At 29.3% G+C, this 17,075-nt stretch carries 17 protein-coding genes, 2 tRNA genes and 2 rRNA genes; 17 read left to right on the plus strand and 4 right to left on the minus strand.

The window, feature by feature from the left end; translation table 11 throughout:
* From KQI77_RS03350 to KQI77_RS03365, 4 genes are all read left to right on the plus strand, one after another.
* Positions 1–224 (plus strand): 23S ribosomal RNA (locus tag KQI77_RS03350); the annotation flags it as partial.
* 98 nt (positions 225–322) lie between these two features.
* Positions 323–439: ribosomal RNA gene (gene rrf, locus KQI77_RS03355) — 5S ribosomal RNA — on the plus strand.
* Positions 440–444: 5 nt separating this feature from the next.
* Positions 445–520, plus strand: a tRNA-Phe gene (locus KQI77_RS03360).
* 5 nt (positions 521–525) lie between these two features.
* Positions 526–599, plus strand: a tRNA-Cys gene (locus KQI77_RS03365).
* A 23-nt stretch (positions 600–622) separates the two neighbouring features.
* Here KQI77_RS03365 and KQI77_RS03370 read toward each other — a convergent pair.
* From KQI77_RS03370 to KQI77_RS03380, 3 genes are all read right to left on the minus strand, one after another.
* Positions 623–1,549 carry an LD-carboxypeptidase gene (locus KQI77_RS03370; protein ID WP_216388377.1) on the minus strand — a complete coding sequence of 309 codons (927 nt, stop codon included), beginning with the start codon at positions 1,547–1,549 and terminating at the stop codon, positions 623–625.
* A 177-nt stretch (positions 1,550–1,726) separates the two neighbouring features.
* On the minus strand, positions 1,727–2,683 hold the full coding sequence (locus KQI77_RS03375) for a magnesium transporter CorA family protein (RefSeq protein WP_216388379.1): 957 nt from the start codon (positions 2,681–2,683) through the stop codon (positions 1,727–1,729).
* Positions 2,684–2,933: 250 nt separating this feature from the next.
* Positions 2,934–4,088 (minus strand): peptidase dimerization domain-containing protein, encoded by a 1,155-nt coding sequence (locus tag KQI77_RS03380; protein WP_216388381.1) that lies wholly within the window; start codon positions 4,086–4,088, stop codon positions 2,934–2,936.
* 151 nt (positions 4,089–4,239) lie between these two features.
* Here KQI77_RS03380 and KQI77_RS03385 point away from each other — a divergent pair, with 151 nt between their 5' ends.
* From KQI77_RS03385 to KQI77_RS03440, 12 genes are all read left to right on the plus strand, one after another.
* A complete protein-coding gene (locus KQI77_RS03385) occupies positions 4,240–4,830 on the plus strand; it encodes a guanylate kinase (RefSeq protein WP_216388383.1) in 591 nt (196 codons plus the stop codon).
* Between the two features lie 69 nt (positions 4,831–4,899).
* On the plus strand, positions 4,900–5,235 hold the full coding sequence (locus tag KQI77_RS03390; RefSeq protein ID WP_216388385.1) for a cyclic-di-AMP receptor: 336 nt from the start codon (positions 4,900–4,902) through the stop codon (positions 5,233–5,235).
* A 17-nt stretch (positions 5,236–5,252) separates the two neighbouring features.
* The gene (locus tag KQI77_RS03395) at positions 5,253–6,176 is read left to right on the plus strand and encodes a DNA polymerase III subunit delta' (protein WP_216388387.1); all 924 of its coding nucleotides are present in this window, start codon (positions 5,253–5,255) and stop codon (positions 6,174–6,176) included.
* A 3-nt stretch (positions 6,177–6,179) separates the two neighbouring features.
* Positions 6,180–7,085, plus strand: a complete 906-nt coding sequence (locus tag KQI77_RS03400; RefSeq protein ID WP_216388388.1) for a stage 0 sporulation family protein — start codon at positions 6,180–6,182, stop codon at positions 7,083–7,085.
* An 11-nt stretch (positions 7,086–7,096) separates the two neighbouring features.
* Positions 7,097–7,300: a heavy-metal-associated domain-containing protein gene (locus KQI77_RS03405; protein WP_216388389.1), complete on the plus strand. Its 204-nt coding sequence runs from the start codon at positions 7,097–7,099 to the stop codon at positions 7,298–7,300.
* A gap of 279 nt (positions 7,301–7,579) precedes the next feature.
* On the plus strand, positions 7,580–7,750 hold the full coding sequence (locus tag KQI77_RS03410; protein ID WP_216388390.1) for a DUF362 domain-containing protein: 171 nt from the start codon (positions 7,580–7,582) through the stop codon (positions 7,748–7,750).
* Positions 7,751–8,018: 268 nt separating this feature from the next.
* The gene (locus tag KQI77_RS03415; protein WP_216388392.1) at positions 8,019–8,474 is read left to right on the plus strand and encodes a CtsR family transcriptional regulator; all 456 of its coding nucleotides are present in this window, start codon (positions 8,019–8,021) and stop codon (positions 8,472–8,474) included.
* A gap of 14 nt (positions 8,475–8,488) precedes the next feature.
* Positions 8,489–9,043: a UvrB/UvrC motif-containing protein gene (locus KQI77_RS03420; protein WP_216388393.1), complete on the plus strand. Its 555-nt coding sequence runs from the start codon at positions 8,489–8,491 to the stop codon at positions 9,041–9,043.
* Entirely contained in the window at positions 9,027–10,013 is a 987-nt protein-coding gene (locus tag KQI77_RS03425; RefSeq protein ID WP_216388395.1) for a hypothetical protein, read from the plus strand. Before KQI77_RS03420 ends, KQI77_RS03425 begins: the two co-directional genes overlap by 17 nt.
* Before the next feature lie 19 nt (positions 10,014–10,032).
* Complete coding sequence (locus KQI77_RS03430; protein WP_216388397.1) at positions 10,033–12,480, plus strand: ATP-dependent Clp protease ATP-binding subunit; 2,448 nt, start codon at positions 10,033–10,035, stop codon at positions 12,478–12,480.
* A 131-nt stretch (positions 12,481–12,611) separates the two neighbouring features.
* A complete protein-coding gene (gene trxB, locus KQI77_RS03435) occupies positions 12,612–13,532 on the plus strand; it encodes a thioredoxin-disulfide reductase (protein ID WP_216388399.1) in 921 nt (306 codons plus the stop codon).
* A 76-nt stretch (positions 13,533–13,608) separates the two neighbouring features.
* Positions 13,609–15,063: an NADP-dependent glyceraldehyde-3-phosphate dehydrogenase gene (locus KQI77_RS03440; RefSeq protein WP_216388401.1), complete on the plus strand. Its 1,455-nt coding sequence runs from the start codon at positions 13,609–13,611 to the stop codon at positions 15,061–15,063.
* Positions 15,064–15,127: 64 nt separating this feature from the next.
* Here KQI77_RS03440 and KQI77_RS03445 read toward each other — a convergent pair whose 3' ends face one another.
* Positions 15,128–15,361, minus strand: coding sequence for a glutaredoxin family protein (locus KQI77_RS03445; RefSeq protein WP_216388403.1), 234 nt, complete (start codon positions 15,359–15,361; stop codon positions 15,128–15,130).
* A gap of 294 nt (positions 15,362–15,655) precedes the next feature.
* Between KQI77_RS03445 and radA the strand changes: the two genes are divergently transcribed.
* The gene (gene radA, locus KQI77_RS03450; protein WP_216388405.1) at positions 15,656–17,038 is read left to right on the plus strand and encodes a DNA repair protein RadA; all 1,383 of its coding nucleotides are present in this window, start codon (positions 15,656–15,658) and stop codon (positions 17,036–17,038) included.
* Positions 17,039–17,075 lie beyond the last annotated feature (37 nt).

Genomic DNA, 17,075 nt, shown 5'->3' on the forward strand with positions numbered 1-17,075 from the left:
CTGACCTCTGGTGTACCAGTTGTTCCGCCAGGAGCACAGCTGGGTAGCTAAGTCGGGACGGGATAAACGCTGAAAGCATCTAAGCGTGAAGCCCACCTCAAGATGAGATTTCCCATAGCATAAGCTAGTAAGACCCCTTGAAGAACACAAGGTTGATAGGTCAGAGGTGTAAGTGTGGTAACATATTTAGCTGACTGATACTAATAGGTCGAGGGCTTGACCAATAAAAAAGGATATTAATTATATACTATGTGCAATTTTGAAAGAACAAAATTCTTTCAAGAGAATATTATATTAGTATAATATTTGAGTTTTGAAAATATCTAGTGATGATGGCATAGAGGAAACACTCCTTCCCATTCCGAACAGGACAGTTAAGCTCTATAGCGCCGATGGTACTGCATGGGAGACTGTGTGGGAGAGTAGGACGTTGCTAGGTTAGATGGCTTGATAGCTCAGTCGGTAGAGCAGAGGACTGAAAATCCTCGTGTCACTGGTTCGATTCCAGTTCAAGCCACCATATATGGCGCTATAGCCAAGTGGTAAGGCAGTGGTCTGCAAAACCTTGATCCCCAGTTCGAATCTGGGTGGCGCCTCCATTAAAAAGCTAGTGATTTATTCACTAGCTTTTTCTTTTTAATTCAAATATTAATTTTTGGGTTAGTGAGTCAAAAGTAGCATTACAGCCTATAGGTAGTGTAAGATTAGGATAATTATGACCAGAAGGAAAACCTATTAGTAAAGGAATATTTAATGGTTCAAGTAATTCAATAATAATTGATTCAAGTAATTGTTTATCGATTGACAATGTATAAGGTTGAACATTAGATAAATAGCCTATTATTATTCCTTTGCAATTTTCATTTATAAAATTAGATAATATTAATTGTGATAATAATCTATGAAGGCAATAGGGTGCTTCATTTACTTCTTCTAAAAATAGTATAAATTCAGAATCATTCTTAATTTCATATGGAGTGCCAATGATTGAACATATCATAGTTAAATTGCCACCTATTAATTTACCTGAAAAAGATCTTATATTTATATAAGAGATGGTTTTATATTTATTTAAGGAGTATTCAATAGTTGAATTATTTGAGTAAATAATATTTTTAAAAGATGTTATAGTAGATTTGTCATTAAAGTTAGAAGTTAACATTGGACCATGAAATGAAATTAATCCTATAGAAGCAAAGTAGTTTAGTAAAACAGTTATATCACTATAGCCACAGAAAAATTTAGGATTATTGAGAATTATATTTTTGTCTAAGTAAGGTAATGTATGAACGGACCCATAACCACCTCTTAAGCATAGTATTCCATCAATTGATTCATCTGTAAACATATCTAAGATATCTTTAGCTCGTTCTTTAGCTGTACCAGCAAAAATGCTTGATTTTTTAAATAAATTCTTGCTGATTTTTATATTAAATCCTAATGATCTAATATTTTTTAACTTATTATATACTAATTTTGGCGATTCATAAGAAGCAGGAGCAACAATTCCTAAAGTATAAGAGTTAGTTGGTAAATTTTTTTGTGACATCTAGATACCCCCTAAAAAAATAGTTAATAGGAAATTATTTTGCTTTTAGAACCTTTGGCATGACTGACACAAAGTTACTTAATGCACTTAAAAGAGTGAAATCATTCACTTTGTTCCTCTCTATAGAATAAAAAAGAAGGTATTAAAAATACCTTCAATAATTATTATATAAGATTTTTATTTAAACATACCTTTTTTGTATAAACATATTGCAACAATTCCACATATACCAAATGTTAAAATAATTACAATAAAAAATGGCCAAGGATTATCTGCGAAATTTTCACCCATAGGTAGTGGAATATTCATACCATATATTCCTGAAATAATGGTTGGAATAGACATTAAAACTGTTAATGAAGCTAGAATTTTCATTACAATATTAAGGTTATTTGAAATAACTGATGCAAAGAAATCCATTGTACTTGATAATATATTACTATATATTTCAGTCATTTCGATTGCTTGTTTATTTTCTATTATTACATCTTCAAGAACATCTTTATCATCTTCATATTTCTGCATTATGCTTAGTTTTAACATTTTTTCTAATGTTGCTTCATTTGCTTTTAAGGAAGTAGAAAAGTATACTAATGACTTTTCAAGAGAGTGTAGTTGAATCAATTCTCTATTTTTCATTGATCTATGAAGTCTTTTTTCAATCATTAAACTCTTTTTGTCAATTTGACGAAGATACAATAAATAATAAGTAGATATTCTATTTAATATTTGTAAAATAAATCTAGATTTTTTAAATGTAAAGAATGATTTTATTTTACCAGAAACAAAGTCAGTTAATATTTTACTGTTCTTTAGACAGACTGTAACTATATGATCGTCAGTATGTATTATTGCAAGAGGGTATGTATCATAAGTTAAAGAGTTATCTTCCATTTCTGTAAATGGGATATCCACAATTACAATAATATTATTATCTTCTATATCAATACGTGAAGTTTCTTCATCATCTAATGGAGCTCTTAAAAATTCAATTGGAATATTGGTTTTTTTAGATACTAGAAGAAGTTCTTCATCTGAAGGTGCAACTATATTTATCCAACTATCTTTTTCCATATGATCAAGTAGCTCAAGAGTTCTATTGGGTTCATCAAAAGTTTTATATATTTGAATCATAAGAATATATGTTACTAAAAACTTAAGTGTTTTGTTGTAACTTTAACCCTCCTTTATTATAAATATTTTTCTATAAAAGTTTCATAATGTGTTATTATGCGTTGGTAATAGAATTCATTAAAATAGCCTATTGAATAAATATTTTTATAATATATATTCAACAAGGCTAGTAAGTAATGCTGTATAATTCTATTAAACAATTATTATTATACTATTTATAGAAGAAATATAAAAGTCTAAAGGGCAATAGTTATTTGCAGTAAAATTCGGTACGTATTTCGTTAAGTAATGAATCTTTTTGAATTATATCATATCCTGTAAATGCTAAAGCTAATGCACTTTTTTCAATTTGTTTATATGCATAATCAGTTAATGTACATTTTGCAAAGTCTGTTGTTCCATATTCTGTTTCTGAATTACTGGATATTTGAATATATGGGTGAATACAAGGTACAACCTTGCTAACAATTCCTATACTAAGTCCAGAATTAATATTTATTGGTGAATTGATATCAATTATTCCAGTTTCTTTTAAGTTATGACAGAACAATCTATCTAATGTTTTGTTGGTTATTAGCTCTTCACTAGGTGGCTCATATAAATATATGTCACTATTAACTCCTGTAAGGGATTGTACATATGAAGTTATATTTCTAACCTTATCTTCAATATAAGTTGTTATTATACTTGAGCTAGAACGTATATATACTTGTGCTTCGCATTCTTCGGGAATGATAGATGGAGAAGTTCCACCTTTAGTAATTACATAATTAATAGTAACATCGTGAGAAAAACTTTTAGAAATTGAATTTAAAATGTTTAGTGTCAGCTGCAATGCATCTAATGAAGTAAAAGTATGTTCATTTAAAAATGCTAATCCATGATTGCTTTTGTATATAATTTTTAATGCAGATATAGATTGTGAAGTTCCACTTGAATGCGTTGATATATATGGATGACATTCCATAACTACATCTATATCTTCAAATGCATTTTGTTTAACTAATATGTTTTTAGTTCCACCAAGGTATTCACCTGGACAGCCAATAAGTATAACACTACCTTTTTGAAGTTTCTCTACTGTTAGCCCTAATGCTATAGAGGCAGATACAGATATAGAAGTTAGGGCATTATGACCTGTTATATGACCATAGTTCTGTACACTATCATATTCACATAAATAACATATTTTGGGGTGGCCATTACCTTTTTGTGCTATAAATGAATTAGGTATATTCATATAATCAGTATTAATGATGAAATTATGATTCTGTAATAAATTACAAATGTAGTTAGAACTATTTTTCTCTTTATAACTTTCTTCAGGGTTATTATATAGATATTCACATAAAGAGCGTATTTCACTCTGAATTGTTGATAAATATGATGTCATCTCTTGTTTCATTGCATAATCCTCCATATATAATTTACTATTAGTTTTTACATATTTATATAAAAATATTTATATAAAATAAATTAATATATAAAGAAACGTTGTTATAAATTAAATAATCCATTACAATAAATTGAGATAGAGAAATATTAGGAGTGGTTTTTTGGGAAAAATATTTTGTTTAATGGGCAAAAGTAGCTCAGGTAAGGATACAATTTTTAAAGAGATTATTAAAGATTTAGATTTGCAATTAAAACCAATAGTTTTATATACAACAAGACCCAAAAGAGCGTATGAAACAGAAGGGATTGAATATCATTTTATAGATGAAGATATTCTTAATAGATATAGAGAAGAAGGTAAGATAGTTGAAGAAAGGCAATATAATACTATAAATGGAATATGGTATTATTCTACAATTGATGATGGAAATATAGATATAGATAATAATAATTATTTGATTATTGTAACTTTAGATGCATATCTAAATATCAAGAATTATTTTGGCGAAGATAAAGTTATACCTATATATATAGAAGTAGAAGATGGTATTAGGTTAGAGAGAGCTTTAGATAGGGAAAGAAAACAGGATAAACCTAATTATGAGGAATTATGTAGAAGATTTCTTGCAGATAATAGAGATTTTAGTAAACACAATTTATTAGAAGCGAATATACAAAATATATTTTTTAATAATCAATTAAATTCGTGTATTAGAGAAGTAAAAGAAGAGATACTCAATAATTATAAATAATATTATATATACTATTTTATGTTTGTGTTAAAATATAATTATATAATTTGGTATAGAGGTGATTTATTTATGAAGATGATTATTGCAGTTGTGCAAGATGAAGATGCATATGATTTAATAGATGAATTAACAGAGAAGAAATACGGGGTTACAAAATTATCAACTACAGGTGGTTTCTTAAAAGCTGGAAATACGACCTTATTAATAGGTGTTGATGATGAGAAAGTTGAAGATGTTATTAATATAATCAAGAGTATATGTAAAAAACGTGATGAATTGGTTATGCCACCAACATCAGCAACATTCAATGGTGATACAGGAGTGTACGTGCAATATCCTACCAATATAAAAGTAGGTGGAGCAACTGTTTTTGTAATAGATGTTGATAAATTTATAAGAATATAGATATGGAGTGCAGAAGTGTGGAAGAATTTATTGGATTTCAAGATATAATAAACAATTTTATCAAAAGAGTAAGAGCAGATAATCTTTCACATGCTCATCTAGTTGTAGGACCTGATGGTATTGGTAAAAGCATATTAGCGAAGATCTTTGCACTTAATATTTTAGGAAAAAAAGATAATAGAGATTATATAGATATTGTAAATTATAGACCTAAAAAAGCTTCTTTTGGAGTAGATGAAGTAAGAGAAGTTATAGAAGAGATTAATAAGAAACCAGTAGAAGGTAATAGAAAAGTTATTATAATACATAATGGTGACAAATTAACAGTGCAAGCACAAAATGCATTATTAAAAACTATTGAAGAACCACCTAGAGGAGTTTTTATAATAATATTGACGGAAAGTTTAGAACTTATGTTAGATACCATAAAGTCTAGAAGTCAGATATACAAATTAACTTCATTAAAAAAAGAAGATATGATAAAATTTATAAAAAGATTTAAAGATATACAGGAAGATGATATGTTAGTTGCTTTGTCTTTTAGTGAAGGTGTTCCAGGAAGAGCAATAAGAATATTAAAAGATGAAAATTTAAGAAATCTTAGAAATATTATAGTTTCATTATTGAAGGATATAGGCAATGGAAATGAATTATTACAATATGAGTTAAAATTAGAAAAGTATAAGTCTGAAAAGCAGGAAGTAATAAACACAATAGCATTATTTATTAGAGATATTATGCTATGTAGAGAGTTGCAAGATAAAAATAAAGTAATTAATGCAGATAAATATAATGATATATGTGAATTAGCAAATTTATATTCATACAATAAGTTAAATTCTATGTTAGAAACAATAAATAAAGCTAGAACAAATTTATTAAGTAATGTTAGTTATTCAATGGTTATTAGTACAATGCTTATAGGATTTTTGGAGGATTAAATAATGATAAATATAGTAGGAATTAGGTTTAAGAGTGTAGGTAAAATTTATTACTTTAGTCCTAATGATTTGAAAATAGAAAAGGGAGACTTTGTTATAGTTGAGACAGCAAGAGGAATTGAATTCGGTGAATGTGTAATAGGAATAAAAGAAGTTAAGGAAGAAGAAGTAATTGCACCACTTAAGAGCGTAATAAGAATAGCAACAAAAGAAGATATAAAAAGACATAAAGAAAATAAAGAAAAAGAAGCAGATGCTTTGAATATATGCTTTAAAAAGATCCAAGATCATAAGTTAGAAATGAAATTAATAGATGTAGAATATACTTTTGATAATAATAAAGTTATATTTTATTTTACAGCAGATGGAAGAGTTGATTTTAGAGAATTAGTTAAGGATTTAGCAACTGTATTTAAAACAAGAATAGAATTGAGACAAATAGGTGTAAGAGATGAAGCAAAGATGATAGGTGGATTAGGACCTTGTGGAAGAACTATGTGTTGTTCAGCATTTTTAGGAGACTTTATGTCAGTATCAATTAAAATGGCTAAGGAACAGAACCTTTCACTAAATCCTACTAAGATATCAGGTATATGCGGAAGATTGATGTGTTGCTTGAATTATGAACAGAGTACTTATGAAGAAATACGTAGAAATCTACCTAAGATTGGATCAATAGTTAAAACAGAAGATGGAAAAGGTGAGGTTGTTTCTAATAATGTAGTAAAAGAATCAGTAAAAGTTAAAGTTAAAAGAGGAGATGAAGACGTAATAGAAGAATATAAGATAGAAAATATTGAATTGATAAAGGGCAGTTATGAAGATTCTGTAGATGAGAAATCAATAAAATTAGAAATAGAATCTGAAGAAGATAAAAAACTTATAAAGAATCTTATTAATGAAAAATAGAGGTAAATTTTATGGAGAATACATTAAAAATACATCCGATAAAAACTAATAAAGATGTTGCTAATATACAAAAAATTATATCTATGATAGAAGGTGTAATTGCTTGTGAAATATCAATCGAAAAACAAGAAGCGTATATAATGTATAACGAGAATTTTTTGGATATAGATACAATTATAGATAAAATTGAGGGCGAAGGTTATATGGTAATATAATTTATAAATATAAAATCGCCAAGGCGACTTTATAGAGCCATTGATTTTTTTAAATCATTATGATAGGTTCCAAAACTTGTTTTTGGGTTCTATTATAGCACTGTTTTTTTATCCTATAGGTAATACATAAATACTACGTTTAATATACTTATGCTCAAATTTTAATTTTATATAATTTCCTATAGAGTAAAAAATTCTAATAAAATTCATTTGCAATAAGGCATAAACGTGATAAAATAAAGATGATGTAAATATCATAATTTTAGGAGGTGTATATACATGGCATACGTTATAGGTGATTCATGTGTAAGCTGTGGTGCTTGTGCTGCAGAATGTCCAGTAGGAGCAATTTCTCAAGGAGATACTCAATACGAAATTGCTGCTGATGCTTGTATAGACTGTGGAAGCTGTGCTAGTGCTTGTCCAGTAGGAGCTCCAACACAAGAATAGTTATTTGAATTAAAGATCGCAGAAGCGGTCTTTTTTCTTTAACGTCTAGGAAAGTATAAAAACATATAGAAATGTTATAAGTATATATGCTGATTAGAAGAGATATAGTAATAAAATGAATAAGTTATATTATAAATATTAAAGTTTTGTTAGAATGATTAAATTATTGTTGATATTAGGTAGTGATAGATTGTATAATATAAAGAGGTAGTATTGATACAATCAAAGTCAAAGTAAGTCAAAAACAAATGTATAAGAAGGTGAAATTATGGCAAGACTTTCAGATATAATAGAAAGCTTTATAAAGGATATGATTAATGAGAATGGTGATTCACAAGCACTTATTCAACGTAATGAATTAGCAGATCAGTTTAGATGTGCACCATCTCAGATTAATTATGTATTGACAACAAGATTTACACATGAAAGAGGATATATAATTGAAAGCAGAAGAGGTGGAGGTGGCCATATTTTAATTAAACAAATAACATACAATGACGATAATATTAGAAATAAAGTCATTTATGATGCTATAGGAGACTCTATAACATATCATAATGCTATGGCCATGATAGAGAATCTATTAGATACAAAACTTATAACTAATAGAGAATCAGAGATTATGAAAGCTGCAATTAACGATAGAACTCTTGGCAATATTGAGAATAGAAATAGAGTTCGTGCAGAAGTTTTAAAAGCAATGGTTATGCAAGTATTGATTTAAAAGGGGGGATTACTATGTTATGCCAAAGATGTCATAAAAATGAGGCAAGTATTCATGTTGTAAAAATGGTTAATGGTAATAAATCTGATTCATGGATATGTGAAGAATGTGCAAAGGAATTATCTAAAAATCCTTTAGAAGCAATTAACCTTGACAATAAAAAAGAACCATCAATAGAGAGCATAATAGGAAGCTTTATGGGAATGTTAGATGATAAAGCTAAACCTAATAATATAGATAAAATAGATGTAGTATGTAAAAAATGTGGCACAACTTTATCTAAATTTAAATCAACAGGTACAGTTGGTTGCTTAGAATGTTATGATAGTTTTAGAGAAGAGATAAAAAAATATCTTCAAAAACAAAAACAATATAGTGTCCATATAGGTAAAATCCCTAGTGGAGTTAAAGATAAATTTACTGAAAAGAAGAAAATTATTGAGTTAAAGGCTAAGCTTAAGAGCTATATTGAACAAGAAGAATATGAAAAAGCAGCAATAATAAGAGATCAAATATTAGAGCTAGAAGAAGCAGAGATTAAGGAGGAGAATTATGGTAAGCTTGAATAGTAGCATTATTATAAATAGTAGTGTAGAACTAGATAGAAATATAAAAAATCTTTGCTTTACTGATAAAATGAAAGCTGATTTAGCACAAGTTAACGCTAAGAATTTATCAGCTGTTATTATATCAGAATTTGGAGAAGAGAAATTTTCTAAAATAAATTCTTGGGAACATGAATATAATTATGTTAAAGAGTTTGTTGATAAAAATATCATATCTAAAGAACTATTAGCTAGAAGAGATAAGAGTGCTTTCTTTTATAATGATTCTGCGGTAATTATGCTAAATGGTAAAAATCACATTGGTATAAAAAGCACAGTTAATGGGCTTAATCTTGAAGAGGAATATAAAATAGTTGATGGAATAGATGATGTTGTAGAAAAGGTAGTTCCATATGCGTTTGATGAAGATTTTGGATATTTAACAGCAACTTTTGATAATATAGGAACAGGATTGACAGTTAGAGTTATTTTACATTTACCATCATTAGTTTCTGAAAAAAAGATAGCTCTATGCAAGAAAAAACTTCAAGACTTTAATACATGTTTAGAACCAATTTCACAAGATGAGAATATTGGAGATATGTATGTTTTGAAAAATAAGTTATCTATAGGTGTTACAGAAGAAGATATACTCGAGTATATGACAAAAGCAGTAGAATATATAGTTAACGAAGAAACTAGATATAGAATGCAATTATATACTAATAACAAATATAAAATAGAAGATAGAGTGTTCAGAGCTATAGGAATATTAAAAAATGCACGTATGATAGATAGAAATGAGTTATTAAAATTGACATCTGATATAAGACTAGGTATAGGACTAGGTATATTAAATATAGATGTTAATATATTAAACCAAGTTATTGAACAAACAACAGACATATCAATAGAAAATAAATTAGGAAGAAGTCTAAATGAAGAAGAAAAGGACATAGAGAGAGCTAATTTGACAAGAATTTTGTTAGGGTAAAATAAGGAGGTGTTTTTATATGCCATATGGAAGATTTACTGAAAGAGCACAAGCGGTAATTCTAGCTGCACAAAAAGAGTCACAAGAATTTAAGCATGGATATATAGGAACTGAACATATATTATTAGGTATAATTGATGAAAATGGTTATGCAAAAGAACTTTTAAGTAAGTATGGTATAGAATATGATAATATACGTGAAATGATAGAAGAATGTCTTGGAAGAGGAGATGTAATAATGCCTAAAGGGGAATTGTTACTTACTCCAAGGACAAAAAGATTATTTGATGAAAGTTTTATAGAAGCAAAGAAATTAAATCATAATTATGTAAGTCCAGAACATCTTTTATTAGCATTAGTAAAAGAAGATGATGGGGTTGCTTATACTATATTAACAAGATTGGGATTAGACTTTAAGGAACTAAAAAAAGAATTATTTATGTTCTTATCTGGCAAAGAAGATGATCAATTGAAAGAAGAAGACCGTGTGAATGATGCTATTAAAGAAACTAATACTCCAGTGCTTAATAAGTTCAGTAGAGATTTAACTCAATTAGCATTAGAAGGTGGATTAGATCCTGTTATAGGTAGAAGAGAAGAAAATGAAAGAGTTCTCGAAATTTTATGTAGAAGAATAAAAAATAATCCGTGTCTTATTGGTGAACCTGGTGTAGGTAAGACAGCTGTAGTAGAAGGATTAGCTCAGAGAATAGCAGAAGGTAACGTCCCTGAAATGTTGCAGGATAAAAGACTTGTATGTCTAGATATAAGTTCTATGGTTGCAGGAGCAAAGTATAGAGGTGAATTTGAAGATAGATTGAAGAAGGTTATGGAAGAGATAAAAGGTAACCCTGATATAATTGTGTTCATAGATGAAATTCATACTATAATTGGTGCAGGTGGTGCAGAAGGAGCAATAGATGCATCTAATATACTTAAACCAGCACTTGCAAGAGGAGAAATTCAATGTATAGGAGCAACTACAATAGATGAATACAGGAAACATATAGAAAAGGATTCTGCATTAGAGAGAAGATTCCAACCTATAATGGTGGGAGAACCATCTAAAGAGGAAACTTATGAGATGTTAAAAGGTTTAAGAGATAAATATGAAGCACATCATAAGGTTAAGATTACTGATGAAGCACTTAGAGCAGCAGTTGATATGTCAGATAGGTATATAACAGATAGATTTATGCCTGATAAAGCTATTGATTTAATAGATGAAGCAGCAGCCAAGATAAGAATTCAAAGTTCAGTTACTCCGCCTGATTTAAAAGAATTACAAAATGAAATGGAACATATGAATAAAGAAAAAGAAGAAGCAATAGGACTTCAAGATTTTGAGAAGGCAGCTAGACTTAGAGATAGAGAAAAGGAACTTAAAGATAAATTAGATAATATGAAACTTCAATGGAGTAATGCTAATTTAGGGCAATCATTAGAAGTTGGACCGGAGAATATAGCTCAAGTTGTCTCTATGTGGACTAAGGTTCCAGTGGATAAATTAACAGAAAAAGAAAGTGATAAACTATTAAAATTAGAAGAAATTTTGCATAAGAGGGTAATAGGACAAGAAGATGCAATAACAGCTGTTTCAAGAGCAGTTAGAAGAGCTAGAGTGGGTATTAGAGATCCTAGAAGACCTATAGGAAGTTTTATATTTTTAGGCCCAACAGGAGTTGGAAAAACAGAGCTATGTAAGGCATTAGCAGAAGCTATGTTTCTAGATGAAAATAGCATAATAAGAATAGATATGTCAGAGTATATGGAGAAATATAGTGTATCTAAATTAATAGGTGCACCTCCAGGATATGTAGGGTACGAGGAAGGTGGACAGTTAACAGAAGCAGTTAGAAGAAAACCTTATTCAGTTGTTTTGTTAGACGAAGTAGAAAAAGCACATCCAGATGTGTTTAATATTCTTCTTCAGATTATGGAAGATGGTAGATTGACAGATGGAAAAGGAAAATTAGTTAACTTTAAGAATACAATAATTATTATGACTTCTAATGTAGGAGCACATATGATAAAAAAACAAAAATCTATGGGCTTTAATGTTAATGAAGATAATGATGATAGCTATGAGAGAATGAGAGAAAATATAATGCAAGAATTAAAGGAAAGATTTAAACCTGAATTCTTAAATAGAATAGATGAAACAATTGTATTCCATGAATTAACTAAAGAAAATATGATTAAAATAGTTGATTTAATGTTAGATTCTCTTAGAGAAAGATTAAAAGAAAATCAAATAGATATTGAATTCAATGATAAGTGTAAAGAATTCTTATTAGATAAAGGTATTGATCTTAAATATGGCGCACGTCCATTAAGGAGAACTATAACCAAAGAATTAGAAGATAAATTAAGTGAAGAGTTATTATTAGGAAATGTAAAGATTGGAGATTCAGTAGTAGCATCTGCTAATAATGATGGAATTGAATTTGAAGAAATAAATAAATAAAGAAATATGCGTGGACAATTATAGATATTATATAAGCGTCTGCGCATATTTTTTTGTGCTAAAGGTAATAATATTGAAGAAGCCACTTTTGTGCTTGAATAAATAAAATATTAGATAAGGTGGTATTTGGTATGGCTATAGATAAAAACATAGATTTGGTTATAATTGGTGGAGGACCTGCAGGGTTAACAGCTGCTATTTATGCAGCAAGGGCCAACATGGATTTTGTATTAATAGAAGATGGGTTATTAGGTGGGCAAGTACGAAACAGTTATACTATAGAGAATTATCCAGGATTTAAGAAGATAGAGGGCGATAAGTTATCAGCATTATTTCATGAACAAGCAATAGAATTAGGAGCTAATATAGATGAATTTGATGTTATTAAGGATATATCTATAGAAGAAGGTAATAATGTAATACAAACTTATAACTATATATATCATGCTAGAGCTGTTATTATAGCCACAGGGGCAAGTCCTAAGAAACTACCTGTAGCAAGCAGTGATAAGTATGAAGGAAAAGGTATACATTATTGCGCAGTATGTGATGGCGCTTTGTATTCAGATAAAATAGTAGCAGTAGTTGGTGGGGGAAATTCTGCCTTAGAAGAAGCTTTATTTTTAACTAGATTTGCAGAAAAAGTATATATGATTAGAAGACATGACTATTTTAATGGTGAAAAATCATTAATAGAAGAAGTGGAAAATGATTCTAAGATAGAGGTGCTTTACAATTACGATCTTATAGATGTAGTAGGTGATAATTTCGTTGAGAAGGCTGTAATAAGGAATACTATTACAGAAGAAACTAGAGAAATAGAGTTAAATGCTGTGTTTGGTTGTATAGGAACTGAACCTAAAACACAGTTTGTAAAAAAATATTTAGAGCTAAACAAAGAAGGATATATTATTACAGATGATAATATGCAGACTAACATACCTGGTGTTTATGCAATAGGGGATGTTAGAGCTAAAGAATTTAGACAAATTACAACGGCGGTGGCAGATGGTGTAATAGCTGTTTTGTATCTAGAGAGATATTTCTTATAATAAGAAAGGAGGGAGTTACTGGAATGATGGTAAATATATAAAACAATATTATTGTTATTTTCAGTAATGATTCACTATGCTTAAGGTATTTTTTGAAAACGGTATTTATAATAATTATGTAGGAGGAGAATGGATAGAATCACAGGATAATCAATATATAGATATAGTATCTCCAATAGATAATTCTCTTATAGGCAGAGTAAGTGCTATGAAAACTGAAGATATAGATAGAGCTATTAGAGCTGCCTCTTTAGCACAGAAGAGTTGGAGATATACCACTATATCTGAAAGAAGAGACATAATGCTAAAAGCAGCTGATATACTTGCTAGGGAGAAAGACTTATTTGTAGATTTACTTATAAGGGAGGTATCTAAAGATAAAAAAAGTGCGGTATCAGAAGTACTTAGGACGGTTGATTTAATTAGGTATACTGCTAATGCTGCTGCTAATATATTAGGAGAGTACATACCTGGAGATTCATTTCCTGGATATAATAAAGGGAAAAAGGCTTTGGTAAATAGAGAGCCACTAGGAGTAATATTAGCAATATCGCCTTTTAATTATCCTATTAATTTGGCAGCTTCGAAGATAGTACCTGCTATTATGGCAGGCAATACTGTAGTATTTAAACCAGCTACACAAGGAGCAATTTCAGGAATTAATCTTGTTAATATATTTGTAGAGGCAGGATTACCAGTAGGAGTTTTGAATTCTATAACTGGAAGGGGAAGCGAGATAGGAGACTATTCGGTAACTCATAAAGGTATTGCTATGATTAATTTTACTGGAAGTACTGAAATTGGAACTAGAATATCTGAAATAACTAAAATGACACCATTACTTATGGAACTAGGAGGAAAAGATGCAGCTATAGTATTAGATGATTGCGATTTAGAAGAAGCATCAAACCAGATTGTTTCAGGTGCATTTTCTTATTCTGGGCAGAGATGCACTGCCATAAAGAGAGTGTTAGTTCAAGATAAAATTGCAGATGAATTAGTTAACAAGTTAAAATGCAAAATAGAAGAATTGAAATGTGGAAATCCACTACAAGAGCAGGTAGATATTGTACCATTGATAGATGATAAATCTGCTGATTTTATAGAAGAGTTAATTAAGGATTCTCAGTCAAGAGGGGCGGTATTGATAACTGGAGGAAATAGAAAAGATAAATTAATATATCCTACATTATTTGATAAGGTAACATTGGATATGAGGTTAGCATGGGAAGAACCATTTGGACCGATATTACCTGTTATAAGAGTAAAAGATATAGATGAAGCTATAGATGTATCTAATGCATCTAAATATGGATTACAAGGTTCTATATTTACTTCAGATATAGATAAGGCTTTTTATATAGCAGATAGATTAGAAGTTGGAACAGTACAGATTAATAATAAAACTGAAAGAGGACCTGATAATTTCCCATTCTTGGGGATAAAAGCATCTGGAATAGGTACTCAAGGAATAAGAGAATCTATGATATCTATGACTAGAAGTAAGGTTACTGTATTAAACTTAAAATAATTATATTACAAAATCAGAACTCCAAGACTTGTTTTGGGGTTCTGATTTATAATTGACTTCTAGTTTAATTTTTTTCTTCTAATGCTTTATCAATGGCTTCTCGATCAAATCCTATAATGATAGTATCATTTATATCTAAAACAGGAACACCCATTTGTTTAGACTTTGATACCATTGCTTCTCTAGCTTCCATATCTTCAGCAACATTGAATTCTTGATATGTAATATTTTTTGATTTAAGATATTCTTTAGTTTTAACACACCAAGGACATGAATCTGTTGTGTAAATTGTTACCATAATAAATCACTCCTTATTATTTAATGATATGTGTATCTGATAAATTGGAATTAAGTATAAAATTATTAATATTATTAGGCGATGTGTAAGGTGGAAAAGAAATATAAACATCATTCTTAAGTATATTTTCACCTTTGATATTAGCAGATTGAATGTTATTATAATTTATCATAAAATCACTCCTTGTTATAATAGTTTTCACTAAAATTCATTTAAATATTCATGAAGATTGAATAAATAATCAAGTATGTGCGATAATAAATAATAATAATAAATGTAAAGGATAGAATAGTAATGGCGAAAGTTAAAAGAATATATATATGTAAGGAATGTGGTTATGAATCTATAAAGTGGTTAGGCAAGTGTCCTGATTGTGGAAATTGGAATACGTTTGAAGAAGATATTGTTAATCCTACGCAAACTACATATAAAAAGTCAACAGCAGTGGTATCAAAACCTATAAAAAAATTAGCAGATATAGTTAGTAATAAAAGTGATAGAATAGTTACTAACATAAAGGAATTTGATAGAGTTATGGGTGGAGGAATAGTTAAAGATTCAATATCTATAATTACAGCAAGACCTGGAGCGGGAAAATCTACATTGTTGCTTCAAATTGCAGAGAACATTGCTGAAAGTGGACATAAGGTAATATACGCTTCTGGAGAAGAAAGTGACAGTCAGATTAAAAATAGAGCGGACAGGATACTTCCTAGAATACATGAAAATATTTGGGTTATGCAGGAAACTAGTTTAGACCAAGTACTAGCATCTGTAGACCAAGTAGATCCTGATTTGATAATAATAGATAGTATTCAGACCTTTACTATGGAGAAAGCTATGCCCTCTAGAGCAGGATCCCCAACACAAACTATGGAATGTGCAAATGAATTATTGGCAGTAGCTAAAAATGAAAAGAGGCCTAGAGCAGTTATTATTGTAGGACAAATGACTAAGGCAGATGAACTTGCGGGTCTTAGAGCATTAGAGCATTTAGTTGACACTGTTCTTATAATAGAGGATGATGCAGATGAGGAATTGAGAGTGATAGTAAGTTCAAAAAATAGATTTGGTGGAATAGAAAATGGTTTTTTCATGATGACTGAGAAGGGAATGATATCTATAGATAATCCTTCGGAATTTTTTATGACCAAGAGAGAAGAAGGAGAAATTGTATCAGGAAGTGCACTTACAGTAGTGAAAGAAGGAACTAGGGCTATTATTACAGAAATAGAGAGTTTAGTATCGAAAAGTTTTACACCATACCCGACTAGAATAGGTGAAACATTAGGTAAAGATAAGTTAAATACTCTAATATCTATATTAGAGCAAAGAGGCGGAATTAATTTATATGACAAAAATGTAATTATAAAAACAACAGGTGGAATTAAGATAAGAGAACAAGCTATAAATTTAGCAGTAATAATGTGTATAGTATCGTCTGTGAATCAAATAGGAATAGATCCAACTACTGCATTTATAGCAGATGTTGGACTTACAGGTGAGCTTAAAAAGGTACCATCTATGGAGAGTAGAATAAAAGAGTTAGCAAGAATGGGATTTAAAAAAGTATATGTTGCAAAGGATTCTATAAGTTCAAGTAATAATATTAGTAACATGATAGAAATATGTTCTTGTAAAACTTTAAATGAAGTAATAAGAAACGTGTACTCATAAAGAAAGTTTTTAATTTAATAATATTTTTATTATTAAA

Source organism: Clostridium sp. MSJ-8, from assembly GCF_018918325.1.
GTDB lineage: Bacteria > Bacillota > Clostridia > Clostridiales > Clostridiaceae > Clostridium.

What these genes read in the sequence shown, in the direction of transcription:
- KQI77_RS03370 (WP_216388377.1), bottom strand. Translation starts at nt 1,549, where the DNA reads ATGTCACAAAAAAATTTACCAACTAACTCTTATACTTTAGGAATTGTT.
- KQI77_RS03375 (WP_216388379.1), bottom strand. Translation starts at nt 2,683, where the DNA reads ATGATTCAAATATATAAAACTTTTGATGAACCCAATAGAACTCTTGAG.
- KQI77_RS03380 (WP_216388381.1), bottom strand. Translation starts at nt 4,088, where the DNA reads ATGAAACAAGAGATGACATCATATTTATCAACAATTCAGAGTGAAATA.
- KQI77_RS03390 (WP_216388385.1), top strand. Translation starts at nt 4,900, where the DNA reads ATGAAGATGATTATTGCAGTTGTGCAAGATGAAGATGCATATGATTTA.
- KQI77_RS03400 (WP_216388388.1), top strand. Translation starts at nt 6,180, where the DNA reads ATGATAAATATAGTAGGAATTAGGTTTAAGAGTGTAGGTAAAATTTAT.
- KQI77_RS03405 (WP_216388389.1), top strand. Translation starts at nt 7,097, where the DNA reads ATGGAGAATACATTAAAAATACATCCGATAAAAACTAATAAAGATGTT.
- KQI77_RS03410 (WP_216388390.1), top strand. Translation starts at nt 7,580, where the DNA reads ATGGCATACGTTATAGGTGATTCATGTGTAAGCTGTGGTGCTTGTGCT.
- KQI77_RS03415 (WP_216388392.1), top strand. Translation starts at nt 8,019, where the DNA reads ATGGCAAGACTTTCAGATATAATAGAAAGCTTTATAAAGGATATGATT.
- KQI77_RS03420 (WP_216388393.1), top strand. Translation starts at nt 8,489, where the DNA reads ATGTTATGCCAAAGATGTCATAAAAATGAGGCAAGTATTCATGTTGTA.
- KQI77_RS03425 (WP_216388395.1), top strand. Translation starts at nt 9,027, where the DNA reads ATGGTAAGCTTGAATAGTAGCATTATTATAAATAGTAGTGTAGAACTA.
- KQI77_RS03430 (WP_216388397.1), top strand. Translation starts at nt 10,033, where the DNA reads ATGCCATATGGAAGATTTACTGAAAGAGCACAAGCGGTAATTCTAGCT.
- trxB (WP_216388399.1), top strand. Translation starts at nt 12,612, where the DNA reads ATGGCTATAGATAAAAACATAGATTTGGTTATAATTGGTGGAGGACCT.
- KQI77_RS03440 (WP_216388401.1), top strand. Translation starts at nt 13,609, where the DNA reads ATGCTTAAGGTATTTTTTGAAAACGGTATTTATAATAATTATGTAGGA.
- KQI77_RS03445 (WP_216388403.1), bottom strand. Translation starts at nt 15,361, where the DNA reads ATGGTAACAATTTACACAACAGATTCATGTCCTTGGTGTGTTAAAACT.
- radA (WP_216388405.1), top strand. Translation starts at nt 15,656, where the DNA reads ATGGCGAAAGTTAAAAGAATATATATATGTAAGGAATGTGGTTATGAA.